Origin of the sequence: Halorubrum distributum JCM 13561, from assembly GCF_000337395.1 — an archaeon.
Lineage (GTDB): Archaea > Halobacteriota > Halobacteria > Halobacteriales > Haloferacaceae > Halorubrum > Halorubrum distributum.
This window is the reverse complement of sequence record NZ_AOJF01000023.1, coordinates 43,463-60,066: the sequence shown is the minus strand read 5'-3', so window position 1 is coordinate 60,066 and position 16,604 is coordinate 43,463. Positions and strand designations below refer to the sequence as shown.

The window sequence follows — 16,604 nt, the reverse complement described above, 5'->3', positions numbered from 1 at the left end:
ATCGCCTGCGGTCGGCGGCGGCGGTCGCGGGTCGGGCCGCGCATCGATGTGGGTCGTCAGTCGAGATTCGCGGCAGCCCGCTCGACCAGTTCCCGCGCCGTCTCGAACAGCCCCTCCGCGTCGCCCTCGTCGCGCGCCTCCGCGGTGATCCGCACCAGCGGCTCGGTGCCGCTCGCGCGCACGAGGAACCAGCCCGCGTCCGTCCCGACGCGGATCCCGTCGAGCGTCGAGACGTCGTCGAACTCCTCGCCGGCCAGTTCCGCGACGCGCTCGACGGTCGCCCGCTTCGAGTCCGTCCGTATCGAGTCCCGGCGGATCGGGTAGTCGGGGAGGTCGTCGACGAGCGCGGCGAGCGACCCCTCGGCGCCGACGAGGGCGGTCAGGACGCACGCCGCGAGCGGCCCGTCGGGACAGGGCGTCCGCTCGGGCCAGATCCACGCGCCGCTGGGCTCGCCGCCGAAGGCGACGTCCGGCTTGGCGGCCTCGGCGGCGACGTACGCGTCGCCGACGGGCGTGTACGTCACCTCGGCGCCGACCTCCGCGAGCGCGTCGGCGACGAGGAGGCTCGTGTCCACCGGCACCGCGACGCGGTCCCCGTCGCCGGCCTCGCGGCGGGCGAACAGCGCGAGCAGCGCGTCGCCGGCGACGAACCGCCCGCGCTCGTCGATCGCCATCATGCGGTCGGCGTCGCCGTCGTGGACGACCCCCAGGTCGGCCTCGGTCGCCGCGACGACCTCGCAGGCGGTCTCGCAGTTCGCCGCGGTCGGCTCGCTCGGTCGCCCGGGGAACCGCCCGTCGCGCTGGCCGTTGAGCGTCTCGACGTCGCAGCCGGCCGCGTGGAGCGCGTCGGCGGTGACGCGCCCGACGCCGTTGCCGAGGTCGACGACCACCGAGAGGTCGTCAGGCGGCGAGACCGTCTCNAGAGATGTGTATAAGAGACAGGTCTCGCGGAGCGGGCGCTCGTGGAGGCGCCGGGCGTCGCCGCCCGCGACCACGTCGCGCTCCTCGACCGCGCCGATCCCGTCGTGGCCGGCGAGCGCGAACGACTCCGCCTCGACGATGTCGGTAATCCGAGCGTTGCGCTCGTCGCCGAACGCGCGCCCGGATTCGGTCCAGAGCTTGATCCCGTTGTCGGGCGCCGGGTTGTGCGAGGCGGTGACGACGACGCCGGCGTCGGCGCCCTCGCGGGCGACGGCGCGGGCGACCGTGGGCGTCGCCTCGACGCCGACGTCGACGACGTCGGCCCCGCACTCGGTGAGGCCCGCCACGAGCGCGCGGACGAGCATCCGGCCGCTGTCTCGCGCGTCGCGGCCGACCACGACCGTCTCCGCGCCGTCCGTCGCGAGCGCCCGGCCGACATCGAGCGCGAGGTCGGCCGTGACCTCCTCGCCCACGGGACCGCGAACGCCGCTGGTTCCGAACATACCCCGGACATCGCTACCCACCGCAAAGACGGTTCGGGGTGGCAATCGGTCACCCGTTGCGACCGCCGAGGGCTCGATCAGGTATCCTCGGAATCGGGCGTGCCGTCGCTGGGTCGCTCTGCGTCGGCTTCGAAGGGGACAGCCGATTCCGGGTCGAGTACCTGGTGCCCGGTCACGTCTGCGAGTCTCTCACCGCCGTCCAGCGCGTCCCCGATCACCTCGCTGAAGCTCCGATCGCCTTTCTCACGCTTGAGCCGACGGTACACCTCATCGCTGACCTCGATCCGTTTCATGATTCCCGTGTGAGTTCCGCCGGTGATAAATCTCGGACCCCCTGCCGACGCCGAAACCGACACGATAATCCCGGTGCTCCGACCAAAACGGAATATGCAGGACAAACGCGTCCTCGTCACGGGCGGGGCCGGGTTCATCGGGTCGAACCTCGCGAACCGCCTCGCAAGCGACAACGACGTGATCGCGGTCGACGACACCTACCTCGGCACGCCCGAGAACCTCGACGACGACGTCGAGTTCGTCGAGGCCTCGGTTGTGGACGGCGACTTCCCCGTCGACGTCGACGTCGTCTTCCACCTCGCCGCGCTCTCCTCGCGGAACATGCACGAGAACGATCCCCAGCGCGGTTGCCGCGTCAACGTCGAAGGGTTCGTCAACACCGTCGAACGCGCCCAGCAGGCGGGCTGCGAGACGGTCGTGTACGCCTCGACCTCGTCGATCTACGGCAGCCGCACCGAGCCCTCGCCGGTCGACATGGACGTGGAGGCCCACACCGCCTACGAGGCCTCCAAGCTCGCCCGCGAGCGCTACGCCGAGTACTACGCCAACCACCACGACATGAACGTGGCCGGCCTCCGGTTCTTCTCGGTGTACCAGGGCTTCGGCGGCAACGAGGAGCACAAAGGCGAGTACGCGAACACGGTCGCGCAGTTCGCGGACAAGATCGCCAACGGCGAGGCGCCCGAGCTGTTCGGCGACGGCAGCCAGACGCGCGACTTCACGCACGTCTCGGACGTCGCTCGCGCCTGCGAGCTCGCGGCCGACAACGAGCTGACGGGCGTCTACAACGTCGGCACCCAAGAGGCGTACTCGTTCAACGAGATGGTCGCGATGATCAACGACGCGCTCGGGACGGACGTCGACCCCGAGTACATCGAGTGCCCGTTCGACGGCTACGTCCACGACACGATGGCCGACTACTCGACGTTCCACGAGGCGACCGGCTGGGAGCCGGAAATCAGCTTCGAGGAGGGCGTCGAGCTGGTGTGCGAGCCGTACAAGAACTGACCGGCGTTCGCGGTCGAGGGTGGGAGCCGTCGTGCGCGCGCCGTGGCACAGTGGTGGCTTCTCGTGAGCGCCACCGACGAACCGGCGAGCTATTTTCAATCGCGGTGCCGATACGACACGCATGACCCCCGATCCCGAAGCGATCGCGGAGACGCTCGCCGCCGCGGACGCAGACGAGACGAACGGCGTCATCGACGATCTCAGCGATCTCGACGTGACCGCGCGGTTCAGGCTCTACGACGACCTGTTCGACGCGTGCCGCCCGGTCTTCGAGGACGCGGCGGACGGGTACGTCCGCCAGTCGGTCGTCCGAACGCTCCGAGAGGCGTATCTCGGCGTCGAGCGCCACCCCGAGGGCCACGACGCGCTGGACGTCGAGGACGCGTCTCGGGCCGCGATCGCCGACCAGCGCGAACGGTACGTCTCGTTCCTGCTCGACGCGCTCGACGACCCGGATGGACGGGTCCGCATCTCGGCCGCCGACGCGTTCGACCTGCTCGCCGTCGGTCTCGGAATGGCCGATCTCAGCGACGACCGGGACCGGATCGCGGAGCGGCTGGAAACGCTCGTGGCGAGCCAACCGGAAAAACGACAGAAACACACGGAGCAGGCCCGCGAATCGCTCGAACGGCTCGGCGTGTCCGGGCTCCTCTCAGGAGCCCTGCCGGACGACCGCTCGTAGCGTCGTTCTCACCGACCGGAGCGGGGTGCGTTCGAAGGAGGTCAGGACGCGTCGACCGCGCTGCCGGCGGCGACGAGGAAGCCGATGATCGCGGTGACCAGCCCCACCATCCCGATGGCGACGGCGCCGATCTGGAAGGCGTCACCGGACAGCCGCTGCGCGGTGAGGAACAGGAAGACGGTCGTGACGAAGCCGACGAGCGCTAAGATTCGCCCGAAGCGGCCGGTGTCGAATCCGGGTTCGTTAGACACGATTGAGGATCTCCTTGAGGACGCCCTGGTACTCGTCGTCGGTGGCGGCGTTCCCGAGCGAGTGGATCGACTGACAGATCCACAGCCCGGCCGTGAAGTTGATGAACGCCGCCATCGAGACGGTGCCGACCTGCCCCTCCACGAACAGTCCCGTGACGACCGCTCCCACGAACCCCACCGCCATGAGCGCGTGCGTGACGAGCGATCGAGTCCCGAAGTCCGCGAGCTGTAGTGACAACCGAGTGCCGACTGGCATACCAGTCGTTGCGGCTGTGTATGTAAAGAGGTAGCGCGTCCCGCGGGGTCGGCGCCGCCCGCCTCTTCCCCGTTCTCGCTCGGTTACCCGCTCGACGGGTCCGCGATCCAACCAGTTTACCGCCGGCGGACCGTATCGCTCTTCGAATGACTGACGCCGATCCGACGCACGACGTCGTGGTGTGGGGCGCGACCGGGGTCGCGGGACGGTTCACCGCCGAGTACCTCACGGAGCGCTACGACCCAGCGGAGCTCTCGCTGGCCGTCGGCGGGCGGAACCGGGGGAAGCTCGACGACCTCGTCGCCGACCTCACCCGTCGCAGCGACGCGTGGAACGACGTGCCCGTCGTCGTGGGCGACGCGACCGACACCGAGAGCCTGCGGGACATCGCTCGGAACACGCGAGTGATGTGTACGACGGTCGGCCCGTACACCCGCCTCGGGACGCCGCTGGTCGAGGCCTGCGTCGAGGCCGGTACCGACTACTGCGATCTCACCGGCGAGGTGAACTGGGTGCGCGAGACGGTCGACCGGTTCCACGAGGCCGCGGTCGAGTCCGGCGCCCGGATCGTCCACAGCTGCGGGTTCGACTCCGTCCCCGCCGACCTGGGCACGCTGCTCGTCCAGTCGTTCGCGAGGGAGAGCTACGGCGCGCCCTGTGAGACGGTCCGGATCTACCTCGACGGCGGCAGCGGAAGCGTCAGCGGCGGCACGCTGGCGAGCTTCGGCGAGCTGTTCGAGGCGGCCGCGACCGACCCGCTCGCCCGGGAGACGCTCCGGAACCCCTACTCGCTGGCGCCGCGCGACGAGCGGAGCGGCGTCGACCCCGGCGAACAGCGCCGGCCGCGGCGGGACGCGCTGCGGGGCGAGTGGACGGCCCCCTCGCCGATGGCGCCGGTGAACGAGCGCGTGGTGCGCCGGAGCAACGCGCTCCTCGGCTACCCGTGGGGGCGCGAGTTCCGGTGTACCGAGGTCGTCCCGACCGGCACCGGGCTGCGGGGCGCTGCGACGGCGAGCCTCGTCGCCGGCGGTCTCGGGGCGTTCACGGCCGCCATGTCCGTCGGTCCGCTGCGCTCGGCGCTCCGACGGCACGTCTTCCCCGACCCCGGTGAGGGGCCGACGCGGGAGGAAGCGGAAGCCGGGAGCTTCCTTATCCGACTTCTCGGGCGCGGCACGGGCGCTGACGGTCCCTTCACCGTCGAGGCCGAGTTCGGCACCGACCGCGACCCGGGCTACGGCGCGACCGCGCGGATGCTCGGCGAGTCGGCCGCGTGCCTGGCGCGCGGCGACGTCGACTCCCCCTTCGACGGCGGCGTGTTGACCCCGGCGTCGGGGATCGGGCTCCCGCTCGCGGAGCGGCTCCGCGAGGTCGGGTTCACCGCGTCTGTCGGGGAGGCGTCTGACGACCGCTGATCCGCTGATCCGAGCGTCGGCTCGGAACCCCCGTCTGCCCCACACCGCTGGGGACACAGAGCCGATGGGCCCGGGCCACCCCTCGGCCAGTAAGCCGGTCAGGCCGGCTGCGAGTCCAGCTTCTTGTAGTCGATGTAGTCGGCGCCGCGGAGCTCCTCGAGCAGGTTGATCGCCGCGCGGGCGCCCTCGCCGACGGAGGTCGCGATCTGCTGGTGGCCGCCGGTGACGTCGCCCGCCGCGTACACCCGGTCGACCGCTGTCGACTGGTCGGGGTCGGTGACGATGTCGTCGCCGTCGACGGGGACGCCGAGCATCTCCGCGAGGTCGGTGCCACCGGCGGTACCCAACGCGACGAAGAGTCCGTCGACCGGAATCTCGTCTCCCGCCTTCGTCACGACGGCCTCGAGGACCTCTTCGCCCGTGAGCCGGTCGAGGTCGTCGGTGATGACAGGTATCCCGGCGTCGTCGACCCGCTTTTTGAGCTCCTCGCCGGCCTCGAACGACGACCCGTTGGTGAGGATTCGGACGTCGTCGGTGTAATCGAGCAGCATCAGCGCCTCCGTCGCGGCGTAGTTGTCGTTGCCGACGACCGCGACGGGGCTGTCGCGGTAGAAGTACGCGTCGCACTCGACGCAGTAGGAGACGCCGTGGCCCTCGTACGCCTCGACGTCCGCGATGGCCGGCCGCTCGTAGTCCGCGCCCGTCGCGATGACGACGCCGTCGACGACGTACTCGTCGACCGTCGTCTCGACGCGGTACCGCTCGCCCTCCGGCTCGATCCGCACGACCTCCTCCTCGACGATCTCGGCCCCGTACTTCCGGGCGTGTTCCCGCCCCAGATCGACGAGCTCCGGACCGGTGACGCCCTCCGGGAACCCGTAGACGTTCTCCATGGTGTCCACGTCCCGGGTCGTCCCGCCCCCGTCGTCAAACACGAGCGTTCGCTTGTCCGCGCGGGCCGTGTAGATGGCCGCGTTCAGTCCCGTCGGTCCGCCGCCGATGATCGCGACACCAGACATCTGTATTGTAACAAACGCACTATACTACCTTATGCGTTGCGCCCGCTGGGCGTGCAAGAGTCGACCCGCATCGGTCCGCCGTCGATGATTCCGGCCCCGAAGCGCTCTCGACGACCGGTTCTGTACTCCTCGACGCCCCCTTCCACTCGCCGACGATCGACGCGACCGGCACCAGCGCGGCCTCGTTGTGTAGGTTCCACACATTCCCGGCTGGGCGATGAAGGCGGGCCGTCGGGTCGCGGTCGGCTACTCTTCGTCGAGCGACAGCGCGTCCGTCGGACACTCCTCGACGCAGGCGGCGCACTGGAGGCAGTCGGCGTGATCGACGACGCCGTCGACCTCGCGGGTCGACCCCTCGAGACCGCCCGGCGAGAACACGTCGCCGTGGTCCGTGACCTCGCCCTCGGCGTACTGCCCCGGACGGATCTCCTGTCGGCAGACCGTCCCGCAGCGACCGCAGCTCACGCAGGCGTCCGCGTCGACCTCGACGCGCGGCGCCGGGTCGCGACCGAGCGCCTCCGCGACGCGGTGGACGGCGTGCGAGAGCGTCCCGGCCGGGCAGATCTGACACCAGGCCCGCTGGTGATAGGCGACCCCGAGGCCGACCGCGACGAGCGTGCTGACGCCGAGCATCGTCAGGAAGGGCACGCCGAGCGACCCGCCCTGCCGCCACGCGGCGTGGAGTCCTGTCCCCAAGAGTCCGAACGCCGTCAGGGCCACGGCCGCGCGGGTCAGCGGATGCTTGAACCAGTCCGGTGTCCGCCTGCCACGGCTGAACAGGCGGACGTAGCCGTCGAGCAGCCCGCCACGCGGACAGAGGTGATTACAGTAGAACCGGCCGCGGACGGCGCCGACGCCGACCGCCGCGGCGGCGCAGCCGACGACACCGACCCCCGCGACGAGCGGGTACCAAAACGCGGCCGCGAGCAACCCGACGAAGGCGACGCCGAGGTAGCGCTGCCAGCGTCGCCGTCGTTCGATCGAGTCATCGTCAACCGGCCGCCGGCGGATCGTGTCGAGCCCCCGCTTGTCGAACCACGGCTCCCCGTCGCGTACCCGTCTGACCCTCTCGACGAGTCGCTTCGTTCGCTCACCGGCCGTCACCGACCGCACCCCGTCCACGAGTTCGCTCGCTCGGTCTCGCAGGCTCATCTTCGACGCGGACGATCTTATCCGGCGCGTCAGACTTAGTAGTTTGGAAAGAACACAATTCTACACAAGGCTGCTGTGCCGTGCCGCTCATCCGTCGCGACTCCGGCCCGTCGCGAGGTTCGGCGGTCACCTCGTCCGAGGAGGGATCGGGCCCGCCCGGCGAACGGGCTGGTGGTTCTCGACGAGTCGCCGGGAGTTGCCGAAGACCCGCTTGCTCGTCCGCGCCGCCTCGACGGACTCGTCCGTGATCCCGTCCAGCACGGAGCGGATCCGATCGTCCGGAAGGTCCTTCCCCTCCGTCACCCAGACCGCCGTCTCGCGGTCGTACTCCGGGTGGAACTGTACTCCGTAGGTGCTCCCGAGGCGGAAGGCTTGGACGCCGTGGCCGTTGCGTGCGAGCGTCGCCGCGCCCGGGGGAAGTTCGGCGACGCGGTCGGAGTGCGTCTCGAAGCTGACGAACCGCTCCGGGAGCCCCTCGAACAGCGGGTCGTCGCCGAGGCGCACGATCCGCTCGTACCCGAGTTCGTACTCCGCCATGTCGACGACGCGCCCGCCCAGCGCCTGCGCGAGGAACTGGTGTCCCCAGCAGATGCCCAGCGTCGGGACGTCCGCCCGGTGGACCCGACGGATCCACTCCGTCAGCTCGTGGATCCAGTCGCGGTCGTCGTACGCCGAGGTCTGCGACCCGCTGATGACGACGCCGTCGAACCGCCATTCGGACGCCGACACCGACGGCGGGAACTCGCCCTCGCTCGCCTTGTAGACGACGACCTCCCCGTCGAGCTCCCGACGGAGGTTCGACTCCGCGGGCGTCTCCCCCACCGACGCGTCGATCACTGCGAACGTTACGCTCATGTGTCTACCGAGGCGCACTACGGCCAAATAAGTTTGTGTGTAATGTACTATACACACACTATCGATGTCGATCAGACGAGAGCCGGCTGCGCCCGTTCGGTGTGGACCGCGGCGGCGAGGCGCCCGCCCGCTCAGACGATCTCCGCGATCGCTTCGCGGAGGGACAGTCCCTCACCGACGACGTCGCGCCGGTAATGCATGTAGACCGCGCCGAGCGGGGGCTGGATGACGTACGCCAGCGCGATCGGTAACACCGCCCCGGAGGGCACCGCGTCCCCGGCGACGACGATCGCCAGCGCGATCGACAGGTTTCGCATGCTGGTCGCGTACACGAGCGCGACGCCGCGTCGCGGGTCGAGCAGCGTCCGTCCGGCGGCCGCGGCGACGCCGAGGACCGCCGCGTAAAACACCACCAGCGGGACGACCGTCACCGCCGACGCGACGGGGTCCGCGAGGATCTGCCCGGACCGCATCGTCATCGCGACGAACACGATCAGCATCACGCCGAGCGACGACAGTCCGCCGAACAGCGGCTTCAGGCGCTTGAAACCAGCTGTGGAATACCGGCGGAGCAACAGCCATCGAGTGGCCGTCCCGGCGGCCATCGGGACGACCACCACCTGCGCGAGCTGTCGGTACAGCGCCGAGGGGTCGAACCCGATGTCGGCCGGCACGAGCACGGAGAGGTACGCCGGGAGGATCACGATCGCCGCCAACAGGTTGACCGCCATCGCGACCAGCGCCGCCTCGAGGTCGCCGTCGGCGAGCCCGGTCCACGCGGCGGTCATCCCGGAGGTCGGGATGAGCGCGATGAAGTACAGACCGACGGCGTACTCGACGGATCCGCCGAAGAAGCCCCGCGAGAGGGCGACCGCGAACAGCGGCGCTGCGCCGAAGTTGATCAGCAGGCTCAACCCCACTGGACCGGCGTGGTCGCGGACGTTGATCACTTCCCGAAGGTCGATGTTGATCATCATCGGGTAGATCATCAGGAACAGGATCGGGACGACTGCGGCTCGCAGGAGCGCCTTCGTCCCCGAGCCCGCGACCTGGCCGAAGGCCAGCCCGGCGACCAGCGAGGCGACGACGACGTAGATGAGGTTCTCCTTGATTCCGGTGAGGAACGGCCGTATCATCTGAGGGACGTGTGCGGTTCGCGACGCGGGCGGTTGCCGTGGCGATACGCGCTCTTCATTCGGGCGGGCGTACGGTCAGTCATCTCTCGGGCATCCGGTCAGCCGGCCCTCGACGCCTCCGACCGGCTTCGGGACTCGATACACAGTAACGTGCGACACGACCAAAAATGTGTGGTTGGAACAATTCCACTGTCGCTCGTTCGGGCCGCCGTCCGTCGTGATTGTATCCGCATAAACGCGCACTGTGGGGCTGAATCAGCTGGCAGTCGCGAATGTGGAGAGTCGAATTTCGAGAACGCACCCCGACGCGAAGATGTTCGATATGTCCAATAATATGCCGCCGATCTGCCAGTTAAAACCGAACGAAGAGGTAGTTCTGCCCCGCGGGAGTCTCGACAGCGTGGGACTCAGATCGAAGAGAAGATCGTGGGTCGGCGGACCGCGCGTCGCTCGCGCGGTTACATGTAGCCGAGGTCGCGCAGGCGCTCCATCAGGTCCTCCTTGTCCTGGGCGCGGCCGGCGCGCTCGGTCGTGTCCTCGAGGTTCTGGAGCCACGCGGGCTCCTCGGTCGTCTTCTCCGTACTGACTTCGCTGCCGAGCGAGCGGAACCCGGCGAAGTACTTCGGCGAGATCGGCACGTCCTCCCGGGTGACCCCCTCGGGCAGGTCGTCGTCGGCCTGCGGGATGTACCCCTCGTCGGGGAACGCCTCGACGGTGTCCGGCACGACGAAGTTCCAGAAGGCGTCCCACACGTCGGCCTCCGCGAACTGGAGGATGGGCTGGATGCGGTCGTGCGGCGGGAACAGATCGGGGTCGTGGCGCGGCGAGAAGAACGTCTCGTCCGCGCGGGCCTCCTGCTCGTCCCAGCGGACGCCGGAGATGACGCCGTCGATGTCGTGCGCTTCGAGCGCGTCGTTGAGCGCGACCGTCTTCAGCAGGTGGTTCCCGACGTAGGTGTCCAAGAGGAACGGGAACGAGTCCTCCTCGAACTCCAGGATCTCCCGGATGTGGTGCTGGTTGTGCTCCGAGAGCGCGTCGACGGGGATGTCGTCGCCCGGTTCGAGGCCGTGTTCCTCGACGTAGTCGCCGACGTCCTCGTTGCGGGCGTACACGAGGTCGATATCCCACTCGTCGGCCCAGTGCTCGACGAAGTCGGTGATGTCGTCGAAGTGCTGGAAGTGGTCGATGAAGACGGCGGTCGGCTTCTCGTAGCCGTACTCCTCGGCGACCTGATTGATGAAGTACAGCGTCAGCGTGGAGTCCTTCCCGCCCGTCCACATCACCGCGGGGTTGTCGTACTGTTCGAGCCCGCGGCGAGTGACCTCGACCGCCTTCTCGATTTTGTGCTGGATCGACGGGTAGTCGTCGGGGGTCTCCCCCTCGCCGTCGGCGTAATCGACGTCGACGCTCGCCGGGAAGTCGTCGCTCATACGGCGTAGCTGTCGCCGCCGAGACGAATAGGCTTTCTGAATCGCGGCCGCCCGGAGGGGGTGCCGACCGGAGACCGCTCTCCGCCGCCGTTTCGCGGAACACAAGGGATATGCCGGCCGCCCCGGAATCACCGGACATGGGTCTGTTCGACCGGCTCCGCGGCGACGACGACGAGCGCGTCGTCTTCCTCGGGATCGACGGCGTACCGCTCGACCTCGTCGAGGACCACCCCGAGGTCTTCGAGAACCTGACCGAGATCGCCGAGACCGGCTCCGGGGGCCGCCTCGAGAGCATCGTGCCGCCGGAGTCGAGCGCGTGCTGGCCGAGCCTCACGACCGGCGTGAACCCCGGTGCCACGGGCGTGTACGGCTTTCAGGACCGCGAGCGCGACTCCTACGAGACGTACGTCCCGCTCGGGCGCCACGTGGAGGCGACCCGCCTGTGGGACCGCGTCACCGACGCCGGCCGCGACGCGACCGTGCTTAACGTCCCCGTCACGTTCCCGCCGTCGACGCGGATCCAGCGGATGGTCTCCGGCTTCCTCTCGCCCGACCTGGAGTCGGCGTCGAGCGACGAGTCGGTCCGCGAGACGCTCGACGGCTTCGACTACAAGATCGACGTCAACGCCAAGCTCGGCCACGACGACGACAAGACGGAATTCATCGAGAACGCGCACGCGACGCTCGACGCCCGGTACGAGGCGTTCGACCACTACCTCGCGGAGGACGACTGGGACCTCTTCTTCGGCGTCTTCATGAGCACCGACCGAGTGAACCACTTCCTCTTCGGCGACTACGCGACCGACGGCGAGTACGCCGACGAGTTCCTCGAGTTCTACCGACGGCTCGACGGGTACATCGGCGAGATCCGCGACTCGCTCGACGACGACACCACGCTGATCGTCGCCTCCGACCACGGGTTCACCGAGCTGAACTGGGAGGTGAACTTCAACCAGTTCCTCGCCGACGAGGGGTGGCTCTCCTACGCGGACGACGACCACGACTCGCTGACCGACATCGACGGCGACACGCGCGCGTACTCGCTCATCCCCGGCCGCTTCTACCTCAACCTCGAGGGCCGCGAACCGGAGGGCGTCGTCCCCGAATCCGAGTACGAGGCGACGCGCGAGGAGCTCATCGACGACCTCGAATCGCTCACCGGTCCCGACGGCCGGCGGGTGTGCAAGCGGATCGTGAAAGGCGAGACCGTCTTCGACGGCGACCACGACGACATCGCCCCCGACCTCGTCGTCATCCCCGCGGACGGGTTCGACCTCAAGTCCGGGTTCGGCGGGAAAGAGGCCGTCTTCACCGAGGGACCCCGCAACGGGATGCACAAGTTCGAGAACTCGCTTTTGTACTCGACCGATCCCGACCTCGACCTCACGGACGCGAATCTCTTCGACGTGACGCCGACGGTCCTCGACCTGCTGGACGTCGACGTCGACGCCGAGTTCGACGGCGAGAGCCTGCTGGGCTGAGGGCGCCGAGGTCGGCCCGCTCGGCCGATCTCGTCGCTACCCGAGCGGCGACCACCGCTCGCCCGGCGTCGCGCGGAACCCGTACGCCGTGTCGCCGTCGAGGGCGACCAGCCGCCCGCCGAACGCGAACACCTCCTCCGGCTCGACCCCGTCCGGGAACGGCGCCTCCCACTCCACCGATCCGTCGGCGCCGACTGCGACCATCCGCGCGTCCGTCTCGCCGTTGAAGCCGCCCCCGTTCTCCGTGAGGTACGCGCCGGTCGCGTCGGCGGCGAGGTGGCCCGGGGGGAGGTTCGACCGCTCGAACGCGACCTCGCCCGCGGCGACGTCGACCGCGGTCAGCGTCTGCCCCCGCGAGTAGTAGAGCCCCCCTGTCCGGACGGGACCGCGGTCGGGCGGGCGCTCGGAGCGCGCGCGTCGAGCGCGAACCGACGGTCGAGGGTCCGGTCGTACCCGGTGAACGACGCGTCCGGAGCCCCGACCGCGACGGTCCCGTCGACGGCGACCAGCCACTCGTGGGTGCCGGCGACCGCGCGCTCGGCGATCCGACCGCCGCCTCGATCGTATCCGACGATCGCCGCCCGGTCGCCACCGACAGCCGCGTCTTCGGGAGCGAGCGCCCACACGGTCTCGCCGTCGACCGCGACGCGCGACATCGGGTCGGCGACCGCCCCGACGCTCTCGCCGGTCCACAGGTCCGGGACCGCGAACGACGGATCGCCCGTCTCTGCGTCGACGACCGCGATCCCGCTCGGCCCGACCGCGAGCGCGAGCGCGTCGCCCGCACGGACGCCTCGCAGGGTCGGGCCGGCCCCGTGCCCCCCGTCGGCCGTTTCGCCGTCTTCGGACCCGTCCGTCCCGTCGTCCCCGGAGCCGGCCGCGAGGAGCGACCCGGCGTCGACCCGCCAACGGACCGGGTCGTCGGTCGATCCCCCCGTCGTCTCGCCGCCTCCGGACGGGTCGGTCGCCGCCAGGGCTCCCCCGTCTGAGAGGTCGACCGCCGTCAGTCGACCCCGTTCGACCGGGAGGAACGCGGCGTCGTCCGCGACCGCGGGTTCGCCGACGACCTGTCGCTCCGTCTCGCCGACGCTCCGGACGGTTCCGTCCGAGGTGAGGACGGAGACCGCCGCGTTCGAGACGTCGCGCCAGACCTCCGTCTCGAAGTCGTAGCTGCGCCCGGACCGGTTCTCGACGGTGACCAGTCGGTCGGCCGTCGCGCGGTGCCAGACGTCGCCGCCGAACGCCAGCCCGCCGGCCCGGAGCGTGGCCTCCCACGCGAGGTCGCCCCCGCCGGGGACGTAGCCGCAGCCGGCGGTCACCGCCGCGAGCGCGGTCGCCGCGCCCGCGAGGAACCGGCGTCGAGCGGCGGCCGGCCGTCCGCGCCGTCCGTCGTCACCCGTCACGCCTCCTCACCCGCCAGCCGGCGGAGCCGGGCGATCCGCTCTCCGGTCGGGGGATGCGTCTCCGGGAACACGTCCGTGCTGACGAGCTCCTCGTCGCCGAACGCGCGGGCTTCGAGGGGAGCGAGGTACAGCGCCTCGGCGCCGCCGTCGAGCTCGCGGAGGTCCCGGTCGGGCACCTCGGGCATCGCCTCGTCGACGGTCCGGAGCGCGCTCGCCAGCGCGGCGGGCGAGCCGGTGATCTCCGCCGCGCCGCGGTCGGCGGCGTACTCGCGGTACCGCGAGAGGACGCGGTGGATCAGCACGCTCCCGAACCAGAACATCGCGGAGACGGTGAGCGTGAGGAGCGCGCTGACGGTGATCACCACGAGGCCGACGGCGAGCGCCCGGCCGTCGCGGTCGCCCCCGCCTCCCCCGCCGAACCGGAGGAGGTTGTACAGGCCGTAGAGGACGTAGAACGCGGCGATCGCGACGTAGTAGGTGACCGTCGGGAGCACCCACGCCACCGTCATCAGGCTCGCGTCGCGGTTCGCGAGGTGCGACAGCTCGTGGGCGAGGACGGCGTCCAGTTCGGCGTCGTCGAGCCGGTCGAGGAGCCCGGTCGTGACGACGACGGTCCCGTCGTTCGGCGTCCCGACCGCGAACGCGTTCGGCAGGTCGGTGTGCTTGACCGCCACGTCCGGCGCGGGCAGGTCGGCCTGCGCGGCCAGCCGCGTCACCGCGGCGTGGAGCTCTGGGTACTCGTCGGGTGAGACGCGCCGCGCGCCGACCGACCGCAGCACGGTCCGGGGGCCGTACCGGTACTGAGCGGCCAGCCCGCCGAGGACGACGACCGCGAGGAGGACGGGGTCGACGTACACCTCGCCGGTGTACGGCCGCTCGTTCGCCCACTCCAACAGGGGCAGGCCGACCGCGTTGATCAGGAAGACGAACGCGTACACGAACGCGAACGGGAGCGCGATCACCAGCGCGGTCGCGACGATCATCCGGACGCGGAGCCCCCGGTCGGAGCCGTGCGCGCCGGGGCCGTCCGCCGAGGCCGGTCGCTCCGCGCCGCCGACGAAGGGAATGGAGGGCGACATCGATCGACCGGTTCGACGCCGAGAATTAAATGCTCTCGGTCGGCCGCGAGCACCGCAGACAGAGGATCCCGGTCCCGGCCCAGTTCACGTGGTTCGACCCGCAGTGCGGACACTGGTGGCCGTCGTTGTTGTACTCCGTCGTCCCCCGCGGCGCGGCGAAGTGGGCGTCGTCGACCGCGCGCTCGACCAGCCCGGGAAACCGCCGCTTCTTGAATCGGGCGCGGTGGGCGAGGAACTCGCCGGGCCGGCTCGGGTCGCTCCCGTGGAGGTCCTCCCACTTGATCGCGATCTCGCCGTCCGCCTGCCCCCGCGCGACCTGCTTGATCGTCGCGGCCGCGGCCCCGAAGAGGGGGGTCGTCGCGAGCGCCTGCGGGGAGTCGATCTCCTCGCCCGCGGCGGCGTACCGCTCCGCGGCGTCGTCGTACGCTCCGTCGGCGCCGCCGAGCCCGCCCGCGACTCGGAAGTCGGCCACGAACTCGCCGAGGCAGGCGGCCTGTCCCGGTGTCGAGAGGACTGACTCGAAGTCGCGGGCGGCGGCGATCCCCTCCGCCGCGCGTCGGCCCGCGCGTTCGTCGACGCCGGCGACCCGGTAAGCGACCGTCGCGGCGAGCAGCTGCTGAAGCCCCTGTCCGACCCACCCCTTCTCGTCCGGTTCGAACGGGTCGAGTTCGGGGCGCGGGTCGGCGAGCACGCGTCGCCCGCCGCGGGTGTAGCGGTCCCCGGCGCGCTCGTACTCCCGGGTCGCCAGCGCGTCGACCGCCGCGTCGTGGTGGCCGCCGTCGTCGGTGTTCACACGGTCCGTACGGCGGGCGGCGAGTTACGCTTGACGCCCCGCCGCGGGCGTCCGGTCCGAGCAGGCGCGGTAGAACGCCACGGAGTAGGTCACCCACAGCGCGCCGAGGACGCCGGTGCCCGCGATCACCCCGATCCCGACGCCGACGGCGCCGAGCGTGCCGACCTCGACGGTCGGTACCCACGCCGGGACGGTTTCGATCCCCGGCGGCGGTGCGAGCGACAGCGACGCGGCGGCGACGAGGAGGCCGAACGCCGCGCCGCCGGCGGCCAGGAGGACCGTGTAGAGGAACGCGGCTCCGAGGTTCGACCGCACGACGCGGACGCTGCGGCGGAACCCGGCGACGAGTTCGGCGCCGTCGACGACGATCGCGTGGGCGTAAAACTGGAGGAAGAAGGTGACGAGCAGGTACGCGGCGCACAGGCCGACGACGATGATCGCCAGCACCGCGAGGAGCGTGACGTCCTCGGCGGGGACGACGAGGAACCCGGCGGGCTCGCTCGCGGCGCTGCCGGCGATCCCGAGGAGGGCGCCGAAGAACGCGAGGAAGCCGAACGCGAGGCTCACCCCGAGCAGCGCGAGGTACGCGACCAGCAGCGGGAGATAGTGTTCCTTCCCCCCCGCGACGAGCGTCGCGAGGCGCGTCGTCCCGTCGAGCGCTTCGTCCGCCATCGCGAGCAGGCCGCCTTGGAAGAGGGGAGCGACGAGGATCAGGGCTCCGAACGTCAGCGCGGACACCGCCGCGGACAGCTCCGGGTTCGCCGTCGGCCCCACGATCAGGTCTGGGAGCTGTGCGAGCGCGAACAGCGCCGAGACGGCGATGAGGACGGGGTTTCTCGCGACGCTACCGACGGCCGGACGGATCGAGCGGAGGGCTGGCATGAGCGGTGCTTCTCGCGGTGGGATGTAAAAGCCTCCCGGCGTCCGCG

18 protein-coding genes are annotated in these 16,604 nt (G+C 70.5%); 4 read left to right on the top strand and 14 right to left on the bottom strand.

Features of this window, described 5'->3' with window-relative positions:
* Positions 1–56 precede the first annotated feature (56 nt).
* A complete protein-coding gene (gene glmM, locus C470_RS02670; RefSeq protein ID WP_008365097.1) occupies positions 57–1,424 on the bottom strand; it encodes a phosphoglucosamine mutase in 1,368 nt (455 codons plus the stop codon).
* Positions 1,425–1,501: 77 nt separating this feature from the next.
* Complete coding sequence (locus C470_RS02665; protein ID WP_008365096.1) at positions 1,502–1,717, bottom strand: antitoxin VapB family protein; 216 nt, start codon at positions 1,715–1,717, stop codon at positions 1,502–1,504.
* 94 nt (positions 1,718–1,811) lie between these two features.
* Between C470_RS02665 and C470_RS02660 the strand changes: the two genes are divergently transcribed.
* Entirely contained in the window at positions 1,812–2,726 is a 915-nt protein-coding gene (locus tag C470_RS02660) for an NAD-dependent epimerase/dehydratase family protein (protein ID WP_008365094.1), read from the top strand.
* A gap of 121 nt (positions 2,727–2,847) precedes the next feature.
* Positions 2,848–3,408 carry a hypothetical protein gene (locus C470_RS02655; RefSeq protein WP_008365092.1) on the top strand — a complete coding sequence of 187 codons (561 nt, stop codon included), beginning with the start codon at positions 2,848–2,850 and terminating at the stop codon, positions 3,406–3,408.
* A gap of 41 nt (positions 3,409–3,449) precedes the next feature.
* Here C470_RS02655 and C470_RS02650 read toward each other — a convergent pair whose 3' ends face one another.
* Complete coding sequence (locus C470_RS02650) at positions 3,450–3,659, bottom strand: hypothetical protein (RefSeq protein WP_049908349.1); 210 nt, start codon at positions 3,657–3,659, stop codon at positions 3,450–3,452.
* On the bottom strand, positions 3,652–3,915 hold the full coding sequence (locus C470_RS02645) for a hypothetical protein (protein WP_049908538.1): 264 nt from the start codon (positions 3,913–3,915) through the stop codon (positions 3,652–3,654). The genes C470_RS02650 and C470_RS02645 overlap by 8 nt, the downstream gene beginning before the upstream one ends.
* Before the next feature lie 146 nt (positions 3,916–4,061).
* Between C470_RS02645 and C470_RS02640 the strand changes: the two genes are divergently transcribed.
* Positions 4,062–5,327: a saccharopine dehydrogenase family protein gene (locus C470_RS02640; RefSeq protein ID WP_008365091.1), complete on the top strand. Its 1,266-nt coding sequence runs from the start codon at positions 4,062–4,064 to the stop codon at positions 5,325–5,327.
* Between the two features lie 98 nt (positions 5,328–5,425).
* Here the strand turns inward: C470_RS02640 and C470_RS02635 are convergent, their stop codons facing one another.
* The 5 genes from C470_RS02635 to C470_RS02615 all read right to left on the bottom strand — a co-directional run bounded on the left by C470_RS02635 (position 5,426) and on the right by C470_RS02615 (position 10,919).
* A complete protein-coding gene (locus C470_RS02635; protein ID WP_008365089.1) occupies positions 5,426–6,346 on the bottom strand; it encodes an NAD(P)/FAD-dependent oxidoreductase in 921 nt (306 codons plus the stop codon).
* A 246-nt stretch (positions 6,347–6,592) separates the two neighbouring features.
* Positions 6,593–7,498, bottom strand: coding sequence for a 4Fe-4S binding protein (locus C470_RS02630; RefSeq protein ID WP_008365087.1), 906 nt, complete (start codon positions 7,496–7,498; stop codon positions 6,593–6,595).
* 126 nt (positions 7,499–7,624) lie between these two features.
* Complete coding sequence (locus C470_RS02625) at positions 7,625–8,353, bottom strand: type 1 glutamine amidotransferase (protein ID WP_008365086.1); 729 nt, start codon at positions 8,351–8,353, stop codon at positions 7,625–7,627.
* Positions 8,354–8,484: 131 nt separating this feature from the next.
* Positions 8,485–9,489 carry an arsenic resistance protein gene (locus C470_RS02620; protein WP_008365083.1) on the bottom strand — a complete coding sequence of 335 codons (1,005 nt, stop codon included), beginning with the start codon at positions 9,487–9,489 and terminating at the stop codon, positions 8,485–8,487.
* 458 nt (positions 9,490–9,947) lie between these two features.
* The gene (locus C470_RS02615) at positions 9,948–10,919 is read right to left on the bottom strand and encodes a phosphoadenosine phosphosulfate reductase family protein (protein WP_008365082.1); all 972 of its coding nucleotides are present in this window, start codon (positions 10,917–10,919) and stop codon (positions 9,948–9,950) included.
* Positions 10,920–11,056: 137 nt separating this feature from the next.
* Here C470_RS02615 and C470_RS02610 point away from each other — a divergent pair, with 137 nt between their 5' ends.
* Positions 11,057–12,400 carry an alkaline phosphatase family protein gene (locus C470_RS02610; protein WP_008365080.1) on the top strand — a complete coding sequence of 448 codons (1,344 nt, stop codon included), beginning with the start codon at positions 11,057–11,059 and terminating at the stop codon, positions 12,398–12,400.
* 36 nt (positions 12,401–12,436) lie between these two features.
* Here C470_RS02610 and C470_RS16270 read toward each other — a convergent pair whose 3' ends face one another.
* The 5 genes from C470_RS16270 to C470_RS02590 form a co-directional block, all read right to left on the bottom strand.
* Entirely contained in the window at positions 12,437–12,604 is a 168-nt protein-coding gene (locus C470_RS16270) for a hypothetical protein (RefSeq protein WP_008365079.1), read from the bottom strand.
* A 134-nt stretch (positions 12,605–12,738) separates the two neighbouring features.
* Entirely contained in the window at positions 12,739–13,803 is a 1,065-nt protein-coding gene (locus C470_RS02605) for a hypothetical protein (protein ID WP_008365077.1), read from the bottom strand.
* Positions 13,800–14,882 carry a M48 family metalloprotease gene (locus tag C470_RS02600; RefSeq protein ID WP_008365075.1) on the bottom strand — a complete coding sequence of 361 codons (1,083 nt, stop codon included), beginning with the start codon at positions 14,880–14,882 and terminating at the stop codon, positions 13,800–13,802. Before C470_RS02600 ends, C470_RS02605 begins: the two co-directional genes overlap by 4 nt.
* A 25-nt stretch (positions 14,883–14,907) precedes the next feature.
* The gene (locus tag C470_RS02595; protein WP_008365073.1) at positions 14,908–15,675 is read right to left on the bottom strand and encodes a hypothetical protein; all 768 of its coding nucleotides are present in this window, start codon (positions 15,673–15,675) and stop codon (positions 14,908–14,910) included.
* A gap of 24 nt (positions 15,676–15,699) precedes the next feature.
* Positions 15,700–16,557: a DUF7847 domain-containing protein gene (locus C470_RS02590; RefSeq protein ID WP_008365071.1), complete on the bottom strand. Its 858-nt coding sequence runs from the start codon at positions 16,555–16,557 to the stop codon at positions 15,700–15,702.
* Between the last annotated feature and the right edge of the window lie 47 nt (positions 16,558–16,604).

What these genes read in the sequence shown, in the direction of transcription:
- C470_RS02665 (WP_008365096.1), bottom strand. Translation starts at nt 1,717, where the DNA reads ATGAAACGGATCGAGGTCAGCGATGAGGTGTACCGTCGGCTCAAGCGT.
- C470_RS02660 (WP_008365094.1), top strand. Translation starts at nt 1,812, where the DNA reads ATGCAGGACAAACGCGTCCTCGTCACGGGCGGGGCCGGGTTCATCGGG.
- C470_RS02655 (WP_008365092.1), top strand. Translation starts at nt 2,848, where the DNA reads ATGACCCCCGATCCCGAAGCGATCGCGGAGACGCTCGCCGCCGCGGAC.
- C470_RS02645 (WP_049908538.1), bottom strand. Translation starts at nt 3,915, where the DNA reads ATGCCAGTCGGCACTCGGTTGTCACTACAGCTCGCGGACTTCGGGACT.
- C470_RS02640 (WP_008365091.1), top strand. Translation starts at nt 4,062, where the DNA reads ATGACTGACGCCGATCCGACGCACGACGTCGTGGTGTGGGGCGCGACC.
- C470_RS02635 (WP_008365089.1), bottom strand. Translation starts at nt 6,346, where the DNA reads ATGTCTGGTGTCGCGATCATCGGCGGCGGACCGACGGGACTGAACGCG.
- C470_RS02630 (WP_008365087.1), bottom strand. Translation starts at nt 7,498, where the DNA reads ATGAGCCTGCGAGACCGAGCGAGCGAACTCGTGGACGGGGTGCGGTCG.
- C470_RS02625 (WP_008365086.1), bottom strand. Translation starts at nt 8,353, where the DNA reads ATGAGCGTAACGTTCGCAGTGATCGACGCGTCGGTGGGGGAGACGCCC.
- C470_RS02620 (WP_008365083.1), bottom strand. Translation starts at nt 9,489, where the DNA reads ATGATACGGCCGTTCCTCACCGGAATCAAGGAGAACCTCATCTACGTC.
- C470_RS02615 (WP_008365082.1), bottom strand. Translation starts at nt 10,919, where the DNA reads ATGAGCGACGACTTCCCGGCGAGCGTCGACGTCGATTACGCCGACGGC.
- C470_RS02610 (WP_008365080.1), top strand. Translation starts at nt 11,057, where the DNA reads ATGGGTCTGTTCGACCGGCTCCGCGGCGACGACGACGAGCGCGTCGTC.
- C470_RS16270 (WP_008365079.1), bottom strand. Translation starts at nt 12,604, where the DNA reads ATGGTCGCAGTCGGCGCCGACGGATCGGTGGAGTGGGAGGCGCCGTTC.
- C470_RS02600 (WP_008365075.1), bottom strand. Translation starts at nt 14,882, where the DNA reads ATGTCGCCCTCCATTCCCTTCGTCGGCGGCGCGGAGCGACCGGCCTCG.
- C470_RS02590 (WP_008365071.1), bottom strand. Translation starts at nt 16,557, where the DNA reads ATGCCAGCCCTCCGCTCGATCCGTCCGGCCGTCGGTAGCGTCGCGAGA.